The organism is Sporosarcina sp. AD_1 (assembly GCF_057373025.1).
This window is the reverse complement of the sequence record NZ_JBPVIR010000001.1, coordinates 551348-571682: the sequence shown is the minus strand read 5'-3', so window position 1 is coordinate 571682 and position 20335 is coordinate 551348. Positions and strand designations below refer to the sequence as shown.

Here is a 20335-nt window from a genome sequence, read left to right as displayed (position 1 = left end):
GGGTGTGGAATGAAATGGTGAAGCTTGAAAACGTATCAATTGCCTATAAGGATAAGGTTGTATTGGATCGTTTGGACTTTACTGCGGAAGCAGGAGAAATTATTGGAGTCGCTGCTCCAAATGGGACAGGAAAGACGACGATGTTTAATATTATCGCTAATTTTTCCAAGCCGGATTCTGGGCAAGTATGGATTGAAGGAAAATATTCTTATAAGAATGAGAAAGAAGAGTTGTTGATTCATAGGCAATTAGCTACATTTCCAGAACAAAAAGATCTCTTTGAAGAGCTTTCTGGAATTGATCACTTGAAGTTGTACGGGAATATGTGGAAGAAGTCTGCAAAACATGTCCCTGCGGTCGTTGAACAATTGCAAATGGGTCATTACGTGAAAAAGAAGGTCCGCACGTACTCACTAGGGATGCGGCAACGGCTCTGTTTCGCTATGATGATGGCTGCTGACACACCCATTATGCTGATGGATGAAGTGATGAATGGGTTGGATGTCTCCAATGTGGCTTTGATTTCCGAATGTCTTTTGAAAATGAAAGAACAGAAAAAGCTTATTTTTGTTGCATCCCATCTGCTTGAAAACTTGGATTTGTATGCTGATCGGGTCATTTTTCTAAAGGATGGCAAAATTGTTCATGAGCAACGATTGTCTGGGGATAGTACTGCATTTTTGAAAGTGGAGATACGGCCAAATCAATACGAATTACTTGCTCAAACTGGAGATTTACCAAATGGTCATTACTATATTGCCAACCGCTTATTATGTATTCCATTTGAAGGGATGTCTATAGGCGAGCAGACAAAGTGGATGGAAAGAATGCTTGGCTTAAGTGAAAATGAGTTATCAGTGGGGCCATTAGGGACGGTGGAATTTTATGAAAAATACTATTCCGAGACGATTTAACTCATTGTTTGTTTTGAGCATCCCAAGTATCTTGGCTGTCACTCTATTAAGTGGATGCGGGAATTCAGCCGGTTTTCAAACGGCTGAGGCCCTTAGCTATAACATGAATAATGAAATCATTGGCGAAGAAAAGGATGAAATTGTCGGTACGATTCATCCAGCTATTTTCAATACAGTCGACCGAAGCAACACGGGAATAAAACAAGTGGGAGTTACCATTTATAAGAGGGAAGGAAGAACAGTTAAGGTGCCATCCGGGCGCTATATGATTACCGGAACGCCAGCAGGCAATTTTACCGTGTATGGCAGCGACGGGAAGTTGATAGTAAGAGAATTGATGGGGGAGAGTGCTGGTATCCCTTCCATCACGCTTGATATTGATAAAAGCTATAAGATTTTTGCTGATGGAGGGTACCAAGGTATCATCTTCTTTCCTGTCGTTACAGAGCCTTCCACAGAGTTGACGACAGGACTATGGAAAGTCGGGCTGGATATAGATCCAGGGAGCTATTCAATAACGACACCGGCTGGTTTTGGTTATGTACAAATTCTCGAGGAAGGAAAAGAACCGATCGTATATGAATTACTCGGCGAAAGTTCTGGAACATCGAAAGCATCTGTTCAATTATCCGAAGGCCAGATGATTCGCATTACCAAAATAGCAACTGTCCATTTTGAAAAGGAAACTGAATAAGAGAAAGGTGTATAACAATGGATACTAGAATTATCTCATTGCAAGAAGTAACGTATCGCAGAGGAGAGAAAGTCATTCTGGACGAAATTGATTGGGAAGCGAAACAAGGTGAACATTGGGCGATTTTAGGTTTGAACGGATCGGGCAAAACCACATTGTTGAATATTATCGCGGCACATCATTTTCCAACGGAAGGGGAAGTCGTACTATTGGGCAACCGCTTTGGGGAAACCAATTTGCCCGAACTAAGGAAAAGAATAGGTTTCGTCAGCAGTTCTCTTGAACGGTTTTCTCAAATGTTTTTGAATGAAACAGTGGAACGGGTCATCGTAAGCGGCAAATACGCCAGTTTCGGATTATACGAACAAACGACGGACGAAGATTGGAGCAAGGCTGACGAGCTTTTGCGCCAATTTCGTCTGACTTACTTAAAAGGGAAGAAGATCAGCTTATTATCAGAAGGGGAAAGAAGGCGGGTGTTTATTGCCAGATCACTCATGAGTCACCCCTCTATGCTCATATTGGACGAACCGTGTTCAGGATTGGATATCCTTTCAAGAGAACAATTTTTACAAACATTACGGGCTGTCATTGAAGCAAATTGCCACCTGATTTATGTAACCCACCATATAGAAGAGATCACGGAAGATATTACACATGTTTTATTATTGAAAGAAGGAAGAATCGTAGCTTCGGGTAAAAAGGAAGAAATTCTAACCGGCAATCTCTTAACAGAGGCCTATTCCGTTCCGGTATCGGTCAGTTGGCAAGGAGGCAGACCTCATTTGCTTGTGGAACGGTCTGCTGTTCTTCAATAGCAGGAAATCAAATTGTACTGCTTTGTTTTTTTGTGGGAAGTACGAATCCTACGTTAGTAATGCCACTAAATACATAACTACTATTGAAATTTTTGTTAAATTCTTGTAAAATAGATTAATATAATATTTTAATAAATTGTTATGTAGCTGAAAGACTATATCACTTGAAGGGATATAAAGCATGAATTGGACCTTTTTAAAGCATGAATTTTTGTTGACGTACCGAAATAAAAAAAATATTCCATTTGTCGTTTTCCTTTGTATTGCTCTTCTCAGTTATTGTTTTCTCTTCGTGCCGAATGAAGTTACCCAGGAAACATTCCATGTAGATGAAGTGAAAAGCAAACTGACCGAGCTTGAGGCGGAACAGGAATACCGCCTTGCCAAAGGCAATACAGGCATCATCTTATTTTCCGGTATGCCAGTCTTTGCAATGAACGCTTATTCGTATGGAATGTTTTCCGCCATGCTAGCGGCTTATGAGGATGGCAATGCTACAAGATGGCTGCATTTACGCGCGAATCATCTTGAAAGCGATTCATCTGATTACATAAGAGACGAAAAACTTTTCAAGGATTCTCCGTTTCCGGGGAAAGACCGTGAGCATCTATACAAACAGACAATGCAGCGTTATGAAACTTATTTAGCGAAAGAGCACCCGATTACTTTTGGGATGATCGAAGAGAAGACAGGCTTGCAGGCACTGCAAAAATTCTTCCAACAGTACGGCATGTACTTCGTGTTGTTTTGTGCAATTTACTTTAGTAGTGATTTATTATCAAGAGATCGCCAAAACAAGTCGGTCTTACAGGGATTGCCGTTGTCTTGGTATCGGCAGTTGAATCTTAAGACACTTTCTTCTTTCTTTTATACCCATGCAGTTGTTGGAATCGTTCTTCTGCTTGGAGTTCTCTTGCTTGCATTGCAGTATGGCCTTGGCTATTTTGATCTGAAAATACCGACCATTCTCATTAAGGACGCATACCCGAGGGAACATTATGATGTCATGACGATTGCTTCTTTCTTAGGGAAAATCGCCATGATTATTCCGATTTTAGTGTATTTATTTATCAGGCTGAATGTTATCTTCAGTTTAGTTTTGAAAAATGAATGGCTTGTTCTCGTAATCAGCAGTTTGCTTTTATTTTCCGAAAAGCTCTATTTGACTAGGACGTCAAGGGAGTTATTCGGGATTGATATTAGTTTTTTTCCACAGACATATTTTGATTTTGGAAACGTCATTACCGGAGAAAAGAATTTTCTCCTGAATACGACGACAATGGACTTTTCCAAGGGAATTCTTGTATTGCTTGTAACTGTAGTTGTCATGGAAGGAATATTGTTTGTCATGTCTCGTATTATCAACAAACGTCGCTTTTATTCAAACGGATAAGAGGAGGACGAGGAAGGATACACGTATGATTTGGAAGTACATTCAATTTGAAGGGAAGCTTTTATTGCGGAATAAATTGAATTGGCTGCTCGGTGTAGCTTTCATTTTATTTTTTTCGCTCTATTTTTTCCAATACAGTGATAGTGATATTGAGAGTCTTCGAGATAAAAAGAGCGCAGAAGCACTAGAATATAACACGATATTCAATTACTTCCCGGAGGAAATGCGTGACACTCCCGAGGGGCAGGAAATATACAATAATCTTACTGAGCAAGCATCCTTGATCAACAAACAAAGATATTCGCTTTGGAAAAATGAAGATTATGAGGAATACATCGAAGGCGGGTTACAGCTGAATGAATTGCGCCTTCGATTGCACGAACTGGGCAATGAAGGCGTACATCCAGAGTTTGTTATACCGAAGGAAGAAATTATGAAAGAGGATGCTTTGCTCCGGTATTATCAAAAGAATCAGTTGCCGCTTGAGGCGGATCCTTTTGCAGCAAGCAATTACTTGCCGGTCGCATTGGAAAAAGTGAATGGCTTGCTGTTTGTATTATTTGTTTTATTCCTAGGTGGCAATATGCTGCTACATGATCAGCAAAAACGATCGGTAATGGGCATCTTCCCGATTTCATTCATGCAGAGGGTAGTTGTGAAAACCGGGCTCTATTTCATTCAAGCGCTCGCATTTTTGCTAGCCGGTCTGCTGATTGGCGGATGGTTCGTGTCCATCCGGACGGCATGGGGTAATTTCGAGTCACCTCTGTTATTGTTCCAGAACGGTGATTATGTGGCTGTTGCCACTAGCCGCTATATCTTATATATGGTAGTAGCCATGGCGCTCCTCGCGTTGCTGCTCTTATTAGCATCGATCTTAGTGAACGTCATAACGAAGAATATGTATGCGACCGTGCTGCTGATTGTAGTTGTATTCTTAGCTCCAATGCTTCTCCAGTTTGCAGGAATTCATGTAAGCTGGCTTCAGCCGCTGAGCGTCATGGACATCAGCCAGGTGTTATCCGGCGACACGGCAGCCCAATATGGCAAGGACACGATGGATTACAAATGGGCATTCGTTTGGCTGGCCGTCTTAAACGTGGCTATCCTTTTTGTGCTCTTTGGTGGGAATCGAGTGATGTATATGAAAAATCATGCGACTCCTACGTACCAAGTAGGAAAAGGTGGGGACAGATAAATGCTGAAATTGACGAATGTATCAATCGCCTACAAGGATAAAGTCGTTCTCGACAATCTGAATTTTAGTGCGAAACGGGGAGAAATCATCGGAGTGGCTGCACCGAATGGAACGGGTAAAACGACGATGTTTAATATCATCGCAAACTTTGTAAAGCCAGATTCCGGCCAAGTACTGTTTGACGATAAATTCGAATACCGGAACGAAAAAGAAGAATTGCAGATTCATCGGCAGCTCGTCACGTTTCCTGAGCAAAAGGATCTTTTTGAAGAATTATCCGGGGTTGATCATTTAAAATTATATGCCAATCTGTGGACAGGTTCAGCCAAGCGGGTGCCAGAAATCATCGAACGCTTGCAGATGGGGCACTACGTGAAAAAGAAAGCGAAGACCTATTCATTGGGAATGAGGCAGCGTTTATGCTTCGCGATGATGATGGCTGCCGATACACCAATCATGCTCATGGATGAAGTGATGAATGGATTGGATATTTCGAATGTCGCTCTAATCTCGGATTGTTTAATGGAAATGAAACAACAGGAAAAACTGATATTTGTCGCTTCACACTTATTGGAGAATCTTGATTTGTATGCGGATCGTGTTATTTTCTTGAAAAATGGCAGCATTATTCATGAACAAAAGATGTCCGGCGAGCCGGACCTCTATTTAAAGATTGAAATGAGTCCTGCAGGATATGACACGGTGAAAAAGAGAATGACGTTGCCACAGGAACATTTATATATCGCAGATCATCTCCTCTGTATTCCACTTGAGGGATTGAGTAAGGCGGAACAGACCGATTGGATCGACCGGATGCTGGAGCACAATGAAAAAGAAATCACTGTAGGACCTTTGGGGACGGTGGAGTATTATGAGAAATATTATGCGACAAGCAAGTAAAGGGAACATTGCAGGGCTAGCCGGTACGTTTTGCTTGCTGTTGCTCATGGTGGTTGGGATGGCAGGCTGCAGTGAAGTGCCGAAGTCTCCCGAAATCAATTCGGCATATGAGAAGAATTTTGAGATTATCGGCCCTGAGAAGGAGAAATTGCTTGGAGCTGTCAATCCGGGCATATATCAGATGGTAGATCGCAAAAATGGGAATGCCGAACCAGTTTCCATTCCAGTCGTTCCGAAAGAGGGAGCGGAAGTGAAACTGAAAGCGGGAAGATATATGTTCACTGGCTACCCAACAGGGAATATTTTCGTCTATGATGAAAAAGGGGATTTGATCCTTTCCGAGATCGTTGGGAGTTATGCAGGTTCTGGGAGCCTGACAATCGATATCGAATCCAGCTATACGGTCCGGGCGGATGGAGGATATGATTCGGTAGAAATCATCCCAGTGCCGACAGCTTTCGCAACTGATTTGACTGCGGGTCTATGGGAGGTCGGACAGGATATCGAGCCGGGAGATTATGAAATTGCTATAGATTATGGCTACGGTTATTTACATGTGTTCGAGGAAGGAAAAGAACCTCGGGTATTTGAATTGATTGGCGGAGAAATTGCGAAATCAGATGGGCATGTGAAACTGGAAGAAGGTCAAGTGATCCGTGTGACTGGTACTTCTCTGATCCGGTTTACGCGTACAGATTCATAAGAAGTTGTCCATAATATGAATTTTAGCTATTTTGCAGACAGGAAGTGCTCTTTAGAAGGGCACTTTTTTCATTTTTGTACTACAATCAGAGATAACGACTTGGTTAGAAGGGAACTGGATAGCATTGCAGCTTACGTTAACATTCCTCATTTTAGGCACGACAGTTATTCTCTTCATGACAAACCGGCTGCGAACGGATTTGGTTGCTGTCTTGGCGCTTCTCGCCATGGTGCTCACTGGCATCCTCTCGCCGGCAGAAGCGCTAACCGGTTTTTCCAATTCTGTCGTCATCATGATTGCAGGACTATTCATTATTGGTGCCGGGATTTTACGGACAGGGCTTGCTCAGATGGCAGGATCCCTATTGCTCCGTTATTCAGGAGATAGTGAAAAACGTCTCTTCGTATTGCTGTTGCTCATCGTAGCGGCTGTTGGGGCGTTCATGAGCAATACGGGAACGGTTGCTCTGATGATGCCGATTGTAGTAAGTATTGCCATCAGCATTCAAAGCAGTCCGTCCAAATATTTGATTCCACTCTCATACATGGCAAGCTTCTCGGGACTTTTGACGTTGATTGCATCACCTCCGAATTTGATTATCAGCCAAATGCTTGTCGATAACGGCTTTGAAAAACTAGGCTTTTTTCAAATTACGCCGATCGGCATTATTGGTGTGTTTGTCGGTTTGATCTATATGTTTTTTATACGGAATACGTTATTGCCGACCAGCCAAACAAACAGTTCGGGTGCCTCCCAACATAAATTATCACCAAAGCAATTGGCGATCGATTACGAACTGGGCGGCAATCTTTACAAAGTGAAAGTGCCCGCAGACTCGGATCTTGCGGGGAAACGTTTGGCACAGTTGAAGATACCGGCTTCCTTTCATTTGTGCGTGCTGAAGATCAGCAGGAAGTCTGTGGAAAGCATGAAGCTGTTGCCGATGACGTATCAGGAGATGGCAGGCCCTGATAGTATTATTCAACCGAAGGACCGTCTGTATGTCCAAGGATCGCTAGCTAATGTTGAGAAATTTGTTGATGCGTATGGGCTAATTATTGAAGAACAGGAGCCTGAAGCCTCTGAACTAATCTCGAAACAGTTCGGTATCGCAGAGGTGCTTCTAACACCACATTCGAGTTTTATCAATGAAACCATCCGGGGAATCGGCTTTCGGGAAAAATACAATGTCAACATTATCGGCTTAAACCGGCAAGGCGACTATGTAGTCCGTGATATGACGAAGCAGCGTCTGCGTTTCGGGGATTCGCTGTTGATCCAAGGTGCTTGGGATTCCATCGAACTGCTCGCAAAGGAAACAAAAGATGTCGTAGTCATCGGCCAGCCGAAGGAACATGCAGGGGCTGCTGCTGCCAGTGGAAAAGCGATGATTGCAGGGGCGATCATGGTCCTCGTTGTCGGTTTGATGATCTTGGAATTGTTCCCTGCTGTCATTTCGGTTTTAATTGGAGCCGTTCTTATGATTGTGACAGGGTGCGTCCGCAATATGGATGATGCTTACGGGCAGATCAACTGGGAAAGCATCGTTCTTATTGCGGCCATGCTTCCAATGGCGACTGCGCTTGAAAAGACAGGGGGCATGGTCATGCTGGCGGAAGGAATTGTGGATCTGCTTGGCCCGATTGGCCCGGTTGGCGTATTAGGGGGAATTTTCCTGCTGACCATGCTGTTTGGCCAATTTATCAGCAACACGGCGACGGCGGTTTTATTTGCCCCGATCGGGTTAAGCGCCGCGCTCAGTATGGGAGTAAGTCCCTATCCATACTTGATTGCCGTTGCAGTGGGAGCAAGTATGGCCTTTTCGACTCCTGTCGCTTCACCGACTAATGCGCTTGTCATGACAGCAGGCAATTATCGTTTTATAGATTTCGTCAGGGCTGGTGTTCCACTGCAATTGATCATGTTTGTTGTAATGCTGATTGCCATTCCGCTTCTCTTTCCGTTATGATGAAATTATATGAAAGGAGTGGCTTATTGTGGCAGTCGATATCTATTTGACATTCAACGGCAATTGCAAGGAAGCAATCGAATTTTATTCTGTAGTGTTCAACACGGAGCAACCCCATTTGATGACTTTTGGAGAAGCACCTCCGAATCCTGAATATCCCTTGCCGGATGAGGCGAAAGACTTGATCATGCATGGCAGATTGACCATTAACGGAAGTACAATCATGTTTTCCGATACGTTTCCGGGGTCTCAAGTGGTGGAAGGAACGAATATCAGCTTAGCAATTGAAAGTGCTGACCGTAATTTCATTCAAGACTCCTTTGAAAAGCTGAAGCAGGGCGGAAACGTGAAAATGGAACTCCAGGAAACTTTCTTCAGCAAATGCTACGGCAGTGTTAAAGATCGTTTCGGTATCGAATGGCAATTAAGCTACGAAGAAAAATGACAAAACGGGCGGCGCATTTAGCGCTTCGCCCGTTTTTTAATGGATCGCCGATTTAAACGTCGCCCCGTGTGTCTCTTGAGTATTCATAATTGTGACGAAGGCAGTCGGATCGACATCCCGAACAATTTGTTTTAATTTGGAAATCTCCAACCTGGTGACCACGACATAAATGACATCCTTTTCGTTATCGCTAATGCCGCCTTTACCATGAAGTTTTGTTACACTCCGTCCGAGCCTCTGTACAATCGCATCACTTAACTCCTCGTATTCATCAGAAACAATGAGGATCGCTTTTGTTTCATCCAAGCCTTGGATGACCATATCGATCATTTTAGAAGCGATATAGTAAGTCAAAATGGAATACATTGCTTTTTCCCACGTCAAGACGAAACCGGCCCAGCCGAAAATGAAGATATTTAAGAACATGACAAATTCACCTACCGAGAAAGGTATACGTCTTGTCAATAAAATGCCGAGAATCTCCGTTCCATCCAGCGCACCGCCGTTTCGGATGACTAACCCTACTCCCGCTCCGAGGATTAATCCGCCAAATACAGTGGCAAGCAATGGGTCGGTTACAAATGGGCCGACGGATTTCAACGGAAACTCGATAATGGCCAATAACGCAATGGCGAGTACCGAGGAAATAAAGAAGCTTTTGCCGATATGTTTAAATCCGAAGAAAAGAAATGGCAAGTTGATGAGGAGAATCAAAATACCGAAGGGAATGCCGGTGATGATATTCAACAATAGGGAAATACCGATAATGCCGCCATCAATGACAGAATTCGGTATGAGAAATAGTTCCAATGCAACAGCTGCCAAGGTGGCGCCAATTGCTATCAGTAAATAACGTTTCATTTGGTCACTGAATTTTTCTTTTTTATGCTCCCTTTTCATGTATGGAAACAACTCCTTTGGACGTCAGGGTATACGGTTTTTCATATAAGAAAAATTTCGTATTTTAACTATAACACTGAAATCGCTTTCAATAAAATATTGACAACTTGCCGAATAAAATATAATATCCTATTATTAACGACTATATAACGACAGTTTGGAATCATTTGACAACGTAGAATTGGGGGAATGAAGATGGGTAGAAGAAATGATAAGAAAATTGGCTTTTTCATGGCCATCTTGCCGCTTATTATTATGATCACGGTCATGCTTGTGACAGTCGTCAAATTGAAGCAGGGACCGCATATGCCTCTTATCATCGGTACGACGGCGGCAGCTCTTGTCGCATGGCGAGCCGGTTATAATTGGAAAGAAATCGAGGAAATGATGTACAAAGGGATACGCTTGGCGCTTCCTGCCGTTGTCATCATTATGCTCGTCGGCCTTACGATTGGTTCTTGGATGGGTGGCGGTATCGTTGCTACCATGATCTATTACGGGTTGCAAATCATTTCCCCTTCATGGTTCCTCGTCGCCATAGCCATTATTTGTGCTATCGTTTCTCTAGCCATCGGAAGCTCGTGGTCGACTATGGGGACAATCGGTGTGGCAGGTATGGGAATCGGGATGAGCATGGGGATTCCGGCTGGCATGGTCGCTGGAGCCATCATCTCCGGAGCATACTTTGGAGATAAAATGTCACCGCTTTCAGATACAACCAACTTGGCATCCGGTTTAACAGGGACGGATTTATTCGACCACATCAAACATATGATGTACACGACCATTCCCGCTTTGCTCATTGCATTGGGTGTTTACGGTTTTCTTGGGAAAAAATTTGCCGATGGAAACATGAAATTGGATGAAATAGCCCAAACAGCCAGTGTACTAAAGGAAAGCTTTCTCATCTCTCCTTGGCTATTGCTCGTTCCTTTGGCAGTCATCGTTCTTGTCGCTGTCAAAGTCCCTGCTGTCCCTGCATTGCTCATTGGAATCATTTTAGGTTTCATGTCCCATATCTTTATACAAGGCGGCTCGGTTGCCAGTGCGCTTGCTGCGCTGCAAAGCGGTTTCTCCATTGAAACGGGCAACACGATGGTGGACGACCTCTTCAATGGCGGCGGTTTGGATAATATGATGTATACCGTTTCCATGACGATTGTAGCGATGACATTTGGCGGAATTCTCGAGTATTCCGGTATGCTGCAAGCGATCATGAACCAATTATTAAAGGTGATCAAATCGACGTTCAGCCTTATTTCGTCCACGATTGCTGCATGTATCCTGACGAATGCGTCTTGTTCGGAGCAATATATCTCGATCGTTGTCCCTTCTAGAATGTTTACGAAGGCATACAAGGAAAAGGGCATTCATTCTAAAAACTTATCGAGAGCATTGGAAGATGGCGGAACACTCACTTCGGTATTCATACCATGGAATACATGCGGCGTTTTTATCCTTGGGACGCTCGGTGTAGGCGTGGTGGAATACGGGCCATATGCCATCTTAAACTATACTGTTCCGATTCTGTCGATCATTTTTGCTGCGACTGGCTTCTCAATTGTTAAATTAACAAAGGAAGAAATAGCGAAAGCAAAAGAAGCGGAAGCAGATAGAACAATTGAGGAAGAGAAAGAGCTTCAAATGGAAAGGTAAGACAGGAATAGCTAAACACGAAAAGAGGAAAGTCCATTACAGGGCTTTCCTCTTTACCATAAAGGGAAGTTCAGCTCATACAGTGCTCGGGGACGTCCTTGTTTATAGGTCATCTCCTCGCCGGCTATCTTAATATATCCACATTCGCTCATCTTTTTAATAATCCGTTCGGCTGTCCGTCTTGTCACATTCATATAGAGAGCCAGGTCATTTGCGGAGAATTGCTTGGCATTCCGAAATTTCCCGAACTGCATAACTTTAGATAGGTTGGCGGGACTTAGTTTCGTTTTTTCCGCCATTTCCTGCATGATCGGATTCTGCACTTGCATGTCTATTCGGTCATCGATATGATCTGGGAGAGGGCCCCGTAATTGCTTGGATCCATCCAACACATAAAACTCATCAGGACGGCGACTTAGAGCCAGGGCTTGCTCGGCGTGTTGGGAAGCCTCGATCGTCGATTCTCCAGCTCCAAATGCCAAGTGGGCTTTGGAGGACATCCTTTGAAAAAGCTTCTGAAAAGCAGTAGTGGGCACAACCTTATCGATGTTGCCTAATGTAGTAAATACACTATGCCCATTCTCGGAGGTGGTCACATGTCCGTGCAGCAGGCTGGCCAATTCGGATGCTTCCTCGAGTGCAGAACCCAGAGGTGACATGGGACGGATCAAACCTACCGCGAGCTGGGAAGACTTACTGCGTACGTAGAGTGCTTTCTGTTTTGCTTCCTCAAGCGTTTGCAAAATATTGCTTTTCGGATCAATCATTTTCATAGCGGGCACTTGATGTTCAACGAGCCGTTCATAAACAGCGTGTATACTCGTAACGGCCATTATTGTTTTACCGTCACGGTATAAGGAAAGATGAAAGTCAGCAATCGTTTCAATGGTTTCCTGAGGATGAATCGGATGAATATAAGGTATATTAACCGTTTGTCCCAAGTCATTTATTACATGCGTCATGTGAATTTGTTCGCGAATATCAATTGATATGGCATCCAGCTGTACTTGTCTTGTTGCGGATAAATATAGCAGCGTCATCGCAATTGCTGTCTCATTCTGTTTTAAATAAACAGCAGGAATTTGCAGCTTCTCCAGTTCAACCAACGATACATGGTAAGGCAAGGATCCTGAAAATAGGATGGCATCACAAGGTGTTAATGTCGAGATAATAGATTTTGCCTCTTTTGGATGCTCATATATATAAGAAACCAGGGAAATATCCGAATTCGGATCGAGTAGCCTGGCAGTTCTCTCACAGAAATCTTTTGAGCCAATCATAGCAATAATTATCATAAATCCTCCTGAAAATATAGCGACTATTTAACGACAATGATACAATATTTAGTAGAGAAAAGCCAATTGGAAAGGAAAATATTTCATGAAAATCACAAGTATTGAGGTATATGGAATTCAACTTCCGTTATATGAACCCTTTGTTATTAGCTATGCGTCTTACGACACAATGCCATCCATCATTGTGAAAATCACAACTGACACAGGACATGTCGGCTATGGAGAAGGTGTGGCGGATGAGCATGTCACAGGAGAAAGCTGGGAAAGTACTTATGCCATTCTGAAGCATACATTGGCGCCAAAATTGATCGGAGAAAATCCGGCGAACTTTGAAAAAATTCACGAGGTAATGGACAAGGAAATCTATGGAGTGCCGACAGCCAAAGCTGCCATCGACATCTCTTGCTATGATGTAGTCGGAAAAGCGCTTGGTGTTCCTGTCTACCAACTGCTCGGCGGGCGATACCATGACGAATTTCCGATTACCCATGTGTTAAGCATTGCTTCTCCGGAAGAGATGGCCAATGAAGCAGAGAACCGGGTATCTGAAGGGTACCGTTCGTTAAAAATGAAAGTCGGCACGGATATGTGGAAGGATGTCGAGCGAATTCAGGCGGTTCGTGAACGAGTGGGAGACGAAATTGCCATCCGCGTCGATGTGAATCAAGGATGGAAGAATAGTTCCACAACCTTGCAAGCTTTGGGAAGGCTGGAGCAATGCGGTTTAGACTGGCTGGAGCAGCCCGTACTGGCGGATGATATTGACGCGATGGTGGAAATCAAATCTAAAACATCCGTCCCTACGATGATCGATGAGGGATTGCGTGGCCCGCGTGAAATGAGAGAGATTATCGCAAAGAGGGCTGCGGATAAAGTAAATATCAAATTAATGAAGTGCGGAGGAATCTATCCCGCGATGAAATTGGCTCATATGGCTGAAATGGCTGGAATCGAGTGTCAAATCGGTTCAATGGTTGAATCGTCTGTCGGATCGGCCGCCGGTTTTCATGTGGCCTTCTCAAAACGTATTATGACAAGTGTAGAATTGACCGGCCCATTAAAATTTAGTGAGGATATCGGAGATTTAAAATATGACGTGCCGTTTATTCGCTTAACGGATCAGCCGGGCCTTGGAGTTAATGTTGACGAAAGGGTACTGGAAAAATTGACGGTCATGACGGAGAGGATTGCCAAATGAGACGGGAGCTTACATTACGGAATGGTCAAAGGGTAGAAGTGCGCCAACTCGGGATGGAACAGCTGCCGGAGATTTTATCGCTCCAGCAAAAAGTATATGCTGCCCTTGCCACGAAAGAATTTCTTGAGCCGCTCAAGGAGCACGAATTTGCCTACATACTCGGCGGAAAAGGTATTATGCTCGGTGTGTATCTGGACGAAAAACTGATTGCATTTCGTGCCATGATGGAACCTGATGTGAACGAAGAAGAGCATCTTGGATTGGATGTCGGTCTTGCGAAAGAAGAATTTCCAACAGTGCTCTATTCCGAAATTACTAATGTCGATCCGGAGCAAAGAGGAAATAGTGTGCAGCGGATTCTAGGCAAGATGCTTCTCAATGAAATTGATCAGGAAAAGCACCGTTACATTTGTACGACGGTCGCCCCTTTCAACATTGCGAGCTTGAAGGATAAATTAGACCTGGGTATGCATATTGTATCCTTGAAAGAAAAATACGGAACGAAGATGCGTTATATTTTAATGAAGGATTTGACCGCCCGGCCGGTTTATCGAGCCGCTGCCGTCTTCATCAATATGGGAAATATCGAGCGCCAGCAAGAGATGCTGAAGAAGGGCTGGGTTGGAGTCGGCATCCTCTTGGATGAAGATGAGTGGAAAGTAGAATTTCGGAAAATATAGTAGTAAAGGCTTCCATCAAGTAAGGTGGAAGCTTTTTTGTATAGGTAAAAAGTTGATTGATAATTGTGTAATAAAAGTACTATCTAATTGTATTAGTCTGAATTATAATAGAACTATATTATACTTCAAAGGGGTTAGGGGTCATGAAACGTTCTGTAGGTAAAAAGATTTGGGGTGGCTTTCTCACCGTATTACTGATCATGGTTGTCATTGGAGCCTCAAGTCTATGGTCGCTGTTTAAAGTGAGTGACGAATATCGTTTTCTCATCGACGATCGGATGAAAAAAATTGTCCTTCTTGAAAAATTGTCTGCTATTGAAAACGAAATATCAAACAACATTCGGGGCTATATGATCTACAAGGAATCGACTTTCTTAGAAAACCGGGATCAATTGAACTCCGAAGCTACAGAGGTCTTGCAAGAACTTGATTCACTTGTGAAAAGTGAAGAGGCCCGCAATGTGCTGGCTGATGTGACAGACCGAATTAATACATATGAAAGTATGACTGGCTTTATCCTGGAGGATTTCCAAAAAGGAAATGAGAAAAATGCGATGGGGCTCGCATATGAAGCATCCGGTCAGCTAAAAAAGGCAAAGGATGGCATCTCACAATTAATAGAACATCAGAACAAACAGCGCGATACAACTGAAAAAGCACTGCATAATTTACTGCAAACAACTCGCATTCTGACGATTGGCTTGATTGCGCTCGCATTGATTGTGAGTATCATCGTGGCACGGGTCATCAGCAATGGCATTGCTAGACCGGTCGCTTCATTGACAGCGGTTATTAAACAGATGGCGGAAGGGAATTTTGCATCAGAGCCAATCCAGATCAAAAATAAAGATGAAATTGGAGAAATGGCCATGGCCTTTAATGTGATGGCAAATGATATTCGCCAGGTCATCTCCAGTACGAGGGAGTCTGCTATTCAACTCGCCGTTCAAGCGGAAGAACTATCAGCCAGTTCCGAAGAAAGTTTGGCGGCTTCTGAAATGGTAGCTGAAATTGCAGAGAAAAACATTATGGCGAGTGATGCACAAGTCGCCATTGTACAAGAGTCGAATGCTTCCATGAAAGAAATGGCCACTGGTATTGAACGGATTTCAGCCGAGAATGAAAATATGCTGAAATCTACAGGAGAAGTGACGCATTTGGTTACGGACGGCGCGTCATTAATGACAGAGTTTACGGGACAAATGAAATCAATCAATACGACGATGAAAGAATCGGTAGAGGCAATCTCCGAAATGGCATCCCAATCGGAACAGATTCGCAACGTCACTTCGTTGATCACAGCTATTGCAGAGCAAACGAATCTGCTTGCGTTGAATGCGGCAATCGAAGCAGCGCGTGCCGGGGAGCATGGAAAAGGCTTTGCAGTCGTAGCGGAAGAGGTGCGCAATTTGGCGGAGCAATCAAAACGATCCGCTGAGGAAATTGGCAGAATGGTCGAAAATATGATTGATAATGTCCATAATGCCGTAGCGAGAACTGAAGATGGCAGTCGGCGGGTCGCCGATGGATTAACGGTGACTGGAAAGACGAATGAAGTGTTTGAGCAGATAGAAAAGGCTGCGGTCGAAGTAGCTGATAAAGTAAATAATGTCTCTGCAGCAATTGTGCAAATGACTTCCATGGTAAACGAAGTGGCGGTTGGAGCTTCGGAAGTTGAAAAACTGGCAGCCCAGGGAGCTGCGGAAGCGCAATCCACCAGTGCGGCTACAGAACAGCAACTGGCAGCCAATGAGGAGATTTCATCAAGCGCCCAACAACTTGCCATGCTTGCCGAAAAACTTCAAAGTGATTTGGCACATTTCAATGTGTAATAGGTGTTACCATAGCATTAAATAATAGATGGCTTCCTTTGGAGCCATCTATTATTTTGGATATGAGGAGTTATTTTGGACTAGGAGCAAGTCGGTTTTTATAATCGGAAAGAAATAGGTACTATTTAACTATAATGACCTTTCTAATCTAAATAATTTAGTCTATACTATTTAGGGTTTGATAGTATAGGAGGATAATAATGAAATTTTCTGTAAGCAAAAAATTGTGGGCAGGATTCTTAGGTTTAGTGTTGTTACTCATTGTCTCTGGCGTATTGAACTATTTGACCATACCTGATATCAAAGAGCGATATACATACTTAACAGAGGATCGAATGGAAAACGTCATCACTCTTGAACAGCTGGCAACCAATCAAAATGAACTATCCAATGATCTGCGTGGGTATTTACTATATAAGCAAGTCAGTTACTTGAAAAATCGCAGAGAGTTGCTTGAAAATCTTGATGGAACGATTGAAAAGTTGTCTAATCAATTAAACGATGAATCGGCACTAGCTTTATTGGAAGAAATCAAAGTTGCATCGACAAGTTATGAAGAATTAACGAGTAAGGCAGTCAGCACTTTTAATAATGGAAACGATGTAGAAGCATTGCGATTAGCAGGCGAAGCAGAGCCGTATCAGACGCTCATTTCAAAGAAAGCGCAAGAGCTAACAAAGTTGCAGAGGGAACAAGTAGCGTCAACTCAAAAAAAGCTGGATGACCGAATGAAAGTGACAGGTCTATTCATCCTGGGAGTGATTATAGTAGCTGCTCTTCTGAGCATGGTAATTGCAACCATCATCAGCCGAAGCATTACAAGACCAGTAAAGAAAGTGACTTCGTCACTGAAACAGCTCGCTTCCGGCGACTTTTCCATGGAACCCGTGCACATAAAAAACAGGGATGAAATCGGTGAAATGGCAGATGCATTTAATGAAATGGCTTCCGATCTCCGAACCATTATCAGTTCGACCCGCCAGACTGCACATGAGCTGGCAGCACAGGCAGAGGAATTATCCGCGAGCTCTGAAGAAAGTTTGGCAGCATCAGAAATGGTCGCGGAAATTGCCGAAAAGAACTTGATATCTAGTGATACACAAACAAACCTGGTATCAGAATCAGTTTCGGCCATGGCTCAAATGGCGGACGGCATCGACCAAATTACATACCACAATGAAGCAATGCTGACTTCCACTGAACAAGTAGCTCATCTAGTGGAAGAAGGAGCATCCCTTATGAAGGATGTGACAGGGCAAATGTCGACCATTTCCATGTCAATTGAGGAATCTGCACATGTCATTAGCGAGCTGGCGGAGTACTCTGAAAACATCCGCCAAGTGACTCGGTTGATTACGGATATTGCCGAGCAAACGAACCTCCTGGCATTAAACGCGGCAATCGAAGCGGCTCGTGCAGGCGAACATGGAAAAGGCTTCGCCGTCGTCGCAGATGAAGTGCGGAATTTAGCCGAGCAGTCGAAACAATCTGCGACAGATATCGGACGCATGATTGAGACTATTATAAAAAATGTTGCAATGGCAGTCAGCAGTACGGAAGCAGGTACTGAAAAAGTGCAAGAAGGTTTAGGCATTACAGAGCGTACAGGACGAGTCTTTACAGACATCGAAAGCGCGGCAACGGAAGTCAAAGAGAAAGTGCAGTCGGTTTCAGCTGCAATTTTGCAAATTCAACAGATGACCGAGCGTGTGAAAGATGGGGCTTCCCAAGTACAGCATCTCGCTGTGCAAAGTGCGGCAGAAGCACAATCGACAAGTGCAGCAACAGAAGAGCAGCTCGCATCAAACGAAGAGATTTCTTCCAGCGCACAAACCCTTTCAGAAGTAGCCGAACGGCTTCAAAGCGAGATTGCCCGTTTTACCATTTAACGAGCCATGGAACGAATCAGGCAGAGAAGATAAATCGTTTTCTCTGCCTGATTTTTATATTTATTGTTTGTAAATCGGTAACTTGCGCGTAGTAATTGTACGAGTCGGACGGCTACCAGTGTTATCCTCAACCGTATCCTTCCAGCGCTCAATATCTTCGAAAGGTGCAGAGCCAGTTGCGCTCCAAAGCGCACTTGCAATTAATTCTTCTTGGTGATTTTCGTTAGAGAAAGGCGATTTGTCGGCGGCAGCTCGACTGGGTGGGTTGTTTGGATAAATAAAAAAGACAGGCTGCATCCTGTCTGGTTATTGAAAGTATTCGTGGAATCCCACATTCATTGGAATGGCCCAAATATATAAGCCAAAAAAACATACAGGACCAAGCAAGAAATTGAAAAGCCTTTTAGGCAACCAACTAAATAATAGATTAAAGATAAGTGCGACACCAACTATCGCTACCTAAGGGAAATAAAACCAGAGTTTTGGGTTATCGCCATGTTACTAATCATAATTATTTTTCAACAATTCTAGATTTGTATTCTAATAAAGAAGGCAATAAAGCCTTCTTTATTTTAGAAGACCGAAATTATCTATACTTTAAATTTTCTAATCATCTATAGGGTGCACCCCCCCAAAAAAAACAGATCATTGTATATGGAAATATTTGTTTTGATATATTAGTTAAAAAAACAAAAATCGAAAAAAATTCAGAAATACTTGTTTTTCCCTGGGAAAACGTGTAATATCAAATACAATGCACAATAAGTTTATAAATCTAGCGAATTAGACAATTGAATTTTTTTGTTATATTCACTGCTAAACTGAGTGCAAAGAAAGGGTGTAAATGGGGTAGCAGTAAGAAGTTTTAAGCCGTTCGTCTCATATAGAAAATCCAGTAATACTATGCCGGATTTGCAGGAAATTCTATCGGAATGAACACTTACTACCAAATTAATAGAGGGGGATATTAATGAAGAATTTTGTTACGTTTTTGCTTAGTGTGATATTTGTGGTTGTGGCCAGTGTAAATGTTCAGGCAGCTGATAGTCTTACTAAAGTTGATGGTTCTGACATTGACTTATCTCGGGAAGCATACGATAAATTAGTCGAAGAAGGAACAATTAGCGGTCCACTTTCGTATGAGGAATGGGTGGAAACTAATACTAGAAATATAGATGCTTTTGAAGAGAATACAGAGGGGTCTGATTATTCTACTTATAGCATAGAGGTAACTCTGCAACCTGGAGATATTGTCGTAACTAATAGTACCTCTTTTAAGGGTATAGTAGGACATACCGGGATTGCTATAAGTTCTAAAGAAATTATTCATACTTCAGGGTGGTCGTCAGAACCTAACCCTACAAGAATTTCAGTTGCTCAATGGAATAGTAGATACCCTAATTCAAAAGTTGTAAGGGCGGATAACGGAGCAACTGCCGCAGTTGCCGCTGTTAAAGCAATTCAGTACTTTGATGGAAAAACAATGGGATACGCTATTCACAACAATATCTACGATATTTCCAAGGTTTACTGTAGCCAATTAGTGTGGTACAGTTACCATAAAGCTGGGTTGGATTATAAGGTATTTAACATTATACCGGAAGTTCCCGGGATAATCGCTCCCTACGATTATTTAAACTCTGCCAATTTAAAGCATAATGGGTTTAAAATAGTCGACAATTCGTGGTGATAATATTTTAAAAAAAGAATATCACAGAGTTAAAGCGACATATTTGTTCGTAAAGAACGATATGTCGCTTTTTTGAATTTAGACGAATTTGTTCTGATCACTTCTTATCTGTATCTGATTATACTCAATAATATTCTACATAAGCTCATACATTGCTGACA

At 42.9% G+C, this 20335-nt stretch carries 17 protein-coding genes; 15 read left to right on the top strand and 2 right to left on the bottom strand.

Annotation, left to right across the window (positions count from 1 at the left end; all coding sequences use genetic code 11):
• Positions 1–14: 14 nt before the first annotated feature.
• The 9 genes from ACSW3C_RS02800 to ACSW3C_RS02760 all read left to right on the top strand — a co-directional run bounded on the left by ACSW3C_RS02800 (position 15) and on the right by ACSW3C_RS02760 (position 9034).
• A complete protein-coding gene (locus ACSW3C_RS02800; RefSeq protein WP_486560767.1) occupies positions 15–914 on the top strand; it encodes an ABC transporter ATP-binding protein in 900 nt (299 codons plus the stop codon).
• Entirely contained in the window at positions 886–1608 is a 723-nt protein-coding gene (locus ACSW3C_RS02795) for a hypothetical protein (protein WP_486560766.1), read from the top strand. The genes ACSW3C_RS02800 and ACSW3C_RS02795 overlap by 29 nt, the downstream gene beginning before the upstream one ends.
• 17 nt (positions 1609–1625) lie before the next feature.
• Positions 1626–2426 carry an ABC transporter ATP-binding protein gene (locus ACSW3C_RS02790; protein WP_486560764.1) on the top strand — a complete coding sequence of 267 codons (801 nt, stop codon included), beginning with the start codon at positions 1626–1628 and terminating at the stop codon, positions 2424–2426.
• A 181-nt stretch (positions 2427–2607) separates the two neighbouring features.
• On the top strand, positions 2608–3819 hold the full coding sequence (locus tag ACSW3C_RS02785) for a hypothetical protein (RefSeq protein WP_486560763.1): 1212 nt from the start codon (positions 2608–2610) through the stop codon (positions 3817–3819).
• A gap of 25 nt (positions 3820–3844) precedes the next feature.
• Positions 3845–5017, top strand: a complete 1173-nt coding sequence (locus ACSW3C_RS02780) for a hypothetical protein (protein WP_486560761.1) — start codon at positions 3845–3847, stop codon at positions 5015–5017.
• Positions 5018–5917, top strand: a complete 900-nt coding sequence (locus tag ACSW3C_RS02775; protein ID WP_486560760.1) for an ABC transporter ATP-binding protein — start codon at positions 5018–5020, stop codon at positions 5915–5917.
• Positions 5889–6620 carry a hypothetical protein gene (locus ACSW3C_RS02770; protein WP_486560758.1) on the top strand — a complete coding sequence of 244 codons (732 nt, stop codon included), beginning with the start codon at positions 5889–5891 and terminating at the stop codon, positions 6618–6620. Before ACSW3C_RS02775 ends, ACSW3C_RS02770 begins: the two co-directional genes overlap by 29 nt.
• Positions 6621–6738: 118 nt before the next feature.
• The gene (locus ACSW3C_RS02765) at positions 6739–8589 is read left to right on the top strand and encodes an SLC13 family permease (protein ID WP_486560884.1); all 1851 of its coding nucleotides are present in this window, start codon (positions 6739–6741) and stop codon (positions 8587–8589) included.
• A 28-nt stretch (positions 8590–8617) separates the two neighbouring features.
• Entirely contained in the window at positions 8618–9034 is a 417-nt protein-coding gene (locus ACSW3C_RS02760) for a VOC family protein (RefSeq protein WP_486560757.1), read from the top strand.
• Between the two features lie 36 nt (positions 9035–9070).
• Here the strand turns inward: ACSW3C_RS02760 and ACSW3C_RS02755 are convergent, their stop codons facing one another.
• The gene (locus ACSW3C_RS02755; protein WP_486560755.1) at positions 9071–9934 is read right to left on the bottom strand and encodes a YitT family protein; all 864 of its coding nucleotides are present in this window, start codon (positions 9932–9934) and stop codon (positions 9071–9073) included.
• Positions 9935–10129: 195 nt separating this feature from the next.
• Here ACSW3C_RS02755 and nhaC point away from each other — a divergent pair, with 195 nt between their 5' ends.
• Complete coding sequence (nhaC, locus tag ACSW3C_RS02750; protein ID WP_486560754.1) at positions 10130–11590, top strand: Na+/H+ antiporter NhaC; 1461 nt, start codon at positions 10130–10132, stop codon at positions 11588–11590.
• A gap of 53 nt (positions 11591–11643) precedes the next feature.
• Here nhaC and ACSW3C_RS02745 read toward each other — a convergent pair whose 3' ends face one another.
• Positions 11644–12885, bottom strand: coding sequence for a hypothetical protein (locus ACSW3C_RS02745; protein ID WP_486560752.1), 1242 nt, complete (start codon positions 12883–12885; stop codon positions 11644–11646).
• Between the two features lie 85 nt (positions 12886–12970).
• On the opposite strand from ACSW3C_RS02745, the gene ACSW3C_RS02740 reads away from it, so the two are divergent.
• The 5 genes from ACSW3C_RS02740 (at position 12971) to ACSW3C_RS02720 (ending at position 20174) form a co-directional block, all read left to right on the top strand.
• Positions 12971–14083 carry a mandelate racemase/muconate lactonizing enzyme family protein gene (locus tag ACSW3C_RS02740; protein WP_486560750.1) on the top strand — a complete coding sequence of 371 codons (1113 nt, stop codon included), beginning with the start codon at positions 12971–12973 and terminating at the stop codon, positions 14081–14083.
• Positions 14080–14763, top strand: a complete 684-nt coding sequence (locus ACSW3C_RS02735) for a GNAT family N-acetyltransferase (protein ID WP_486560749.1) — start codon at positions 14080–14082, stop codon at positions 14761–14763. Before ACSW3C_RS02740 ends, ACSW3C_RS02735 begins: the two co-directional genes overlap by 4 nt.
• Before the next feature lie 143 nt (positions 14764–14906).
• Positions 14907–16595 carry a methyl-accepting chemotaxis protein gene (locus tag ACSW3C_RS02730; protein WP_486560747.1) on the top strand — a complete coding sequence of 563 codons (1689 nt, stop codon included), beginning with the start codon at positions 14907–14909 and terminating at the stop codon, positions 16593–16595.
• 200 nt (positions 16596–16795) lie between these two features.
• Positions 16796–18484: a methyl-accepting chemotaxis protein gene (locus ACSW3C_RS02725; RefSeq protein ID WP_486560746.1), complete on the top strand. Its 1689-nt coding sequence runs from the start codon at positions 16796–16798 to the stop codon at positions 18482–18484.
• 970 nt (positions 18485–19454) lie between these two features.
• Positions 19455–20174, top strand: a complete 720-nt coding sequence (locus tag ACSW3C_RS02720) for a hypothetical protein (RefSeq protein WP_486560745.1) — start codon at positions 19455–19457, stop codon at positions 20172–20174.
• Positions 20175–20335 lie beyond the last annotated feature (161 nt).

What these genes read in the sequence shown, in the direction of transcription:
- ACSW3C_RS02800 (WP_486560767.1), top strand. Translation starts at nt 15, where the DNA reads ATGGTGAAGCTTGAAAACGTATCAATTGCCTATAAGGATAAGGTTGTA.
- ACSW3C_RS02795 (WP_486560766.1), top strand. Translation starts at nt 886, where the DNA reads ATGAAAAATACTATTCCGAGACGATTTAACTCATTGTTTGTTTTGAGC.
- ACSW3C_RS02790 (WP_486560764.1), top strand. Translation starts at nt 1,626, where the DNA reads ATGGATACTAGAATTATCTCATTGCAAGAAGTAACGTATCGCAGAGGA.
- ACSW3C_RS02785 (WP_486560763.1), top strand. Translation starts at nt 2,608, where the DNA reads ATGAATTGGACCTTTTTAAAGCATGAATTTTTGTTGACGTACCGAAAT.
- ACSW3C_RS02780 (WP_486560761.1), top strand. Translation starts at nt 3,845, where the DNA reads ATGATTTGGAAGTACATTCAATTTGAAGGGAAGCTTTTATTGCGGAAT.
- ACSW3C_RS02775 (WP_486560760.1), top strand. Translation starts at nt 5,018, where the DNA reads ATGCTGAAATTGACGAATGTATCAATCGCCTACAAGGATAAAGTCGTT.
- ACSW3C_RS02770 (WP_486560758.1), top strand. Translation starts at nt 5,889, where the DNA reads ATGAGAAATATTATGCGACAAGCAAGTAAAGGGAACATTGCAGGGCTA.
- ACSW3C_RS02755 (WP_486560755.1), bottom strand. Translation starts at nt 9,934, where the DNA reads ATGAAAAGGGAGCATAAAAAAGAAAAATTCAGTGACCAAATGAAACGT.
- nhaC (WP_486560754.1), top strand. Translation starts at nt 10,130, where the DNA reads ATGGGTAGAAGAAATGATAAGAAAATTGGCTTTTTCATGGCCATCTTG.
- ACSW3C_RS02745 (WP_486560752.1), bottom strand. Translation starts at nt 12,885, where the DNA reads ATGATAATTATTGCTATGATTGGCTCAAAAGATTTCTGTGAGAGAACT.
- ACSW3C_RS02740 (WP_486560750.1), top strand. Translation starts at nt 12,971, where the DNA reads ATGAAAATCACAAGTATTGAGGTATATGGAATTCAACTTCCGTTATAT.
- ACSW3C_RS02735 (WP_486560749.1), top strand. Translation starts at nt 14,080, where the DNA reads ATGAGACGGGAGCTTACATTACGGAATGGTCAAAGGGTAGAAGTGCGC.
- ACSW3C_RS02730 (WP_486560747.1), top strand. Translation starts at nt 14,907, where the DNA reads ATGAAACGTTCTGTAGGTAAAAAGATTTGGGGTGGCTTTCTCACCGTA.
- ACSW3C_RS02725 (WP_486560746.1), top strand. Translation starts at nt 16,796, where the DNA reads ATGAAATTTTCTGTAAGCAAAAAATTGTGGGCAGGATTCTTAGGTTTA.
- ACSW3C_RS02720 (WP_486560745.1), top strand. Translation starts at nt 19,455, where the DNA reads ATGAAGAATTTTGTTACGTTTTTGCTTAGTGTGATATTTGTGGTTGTG.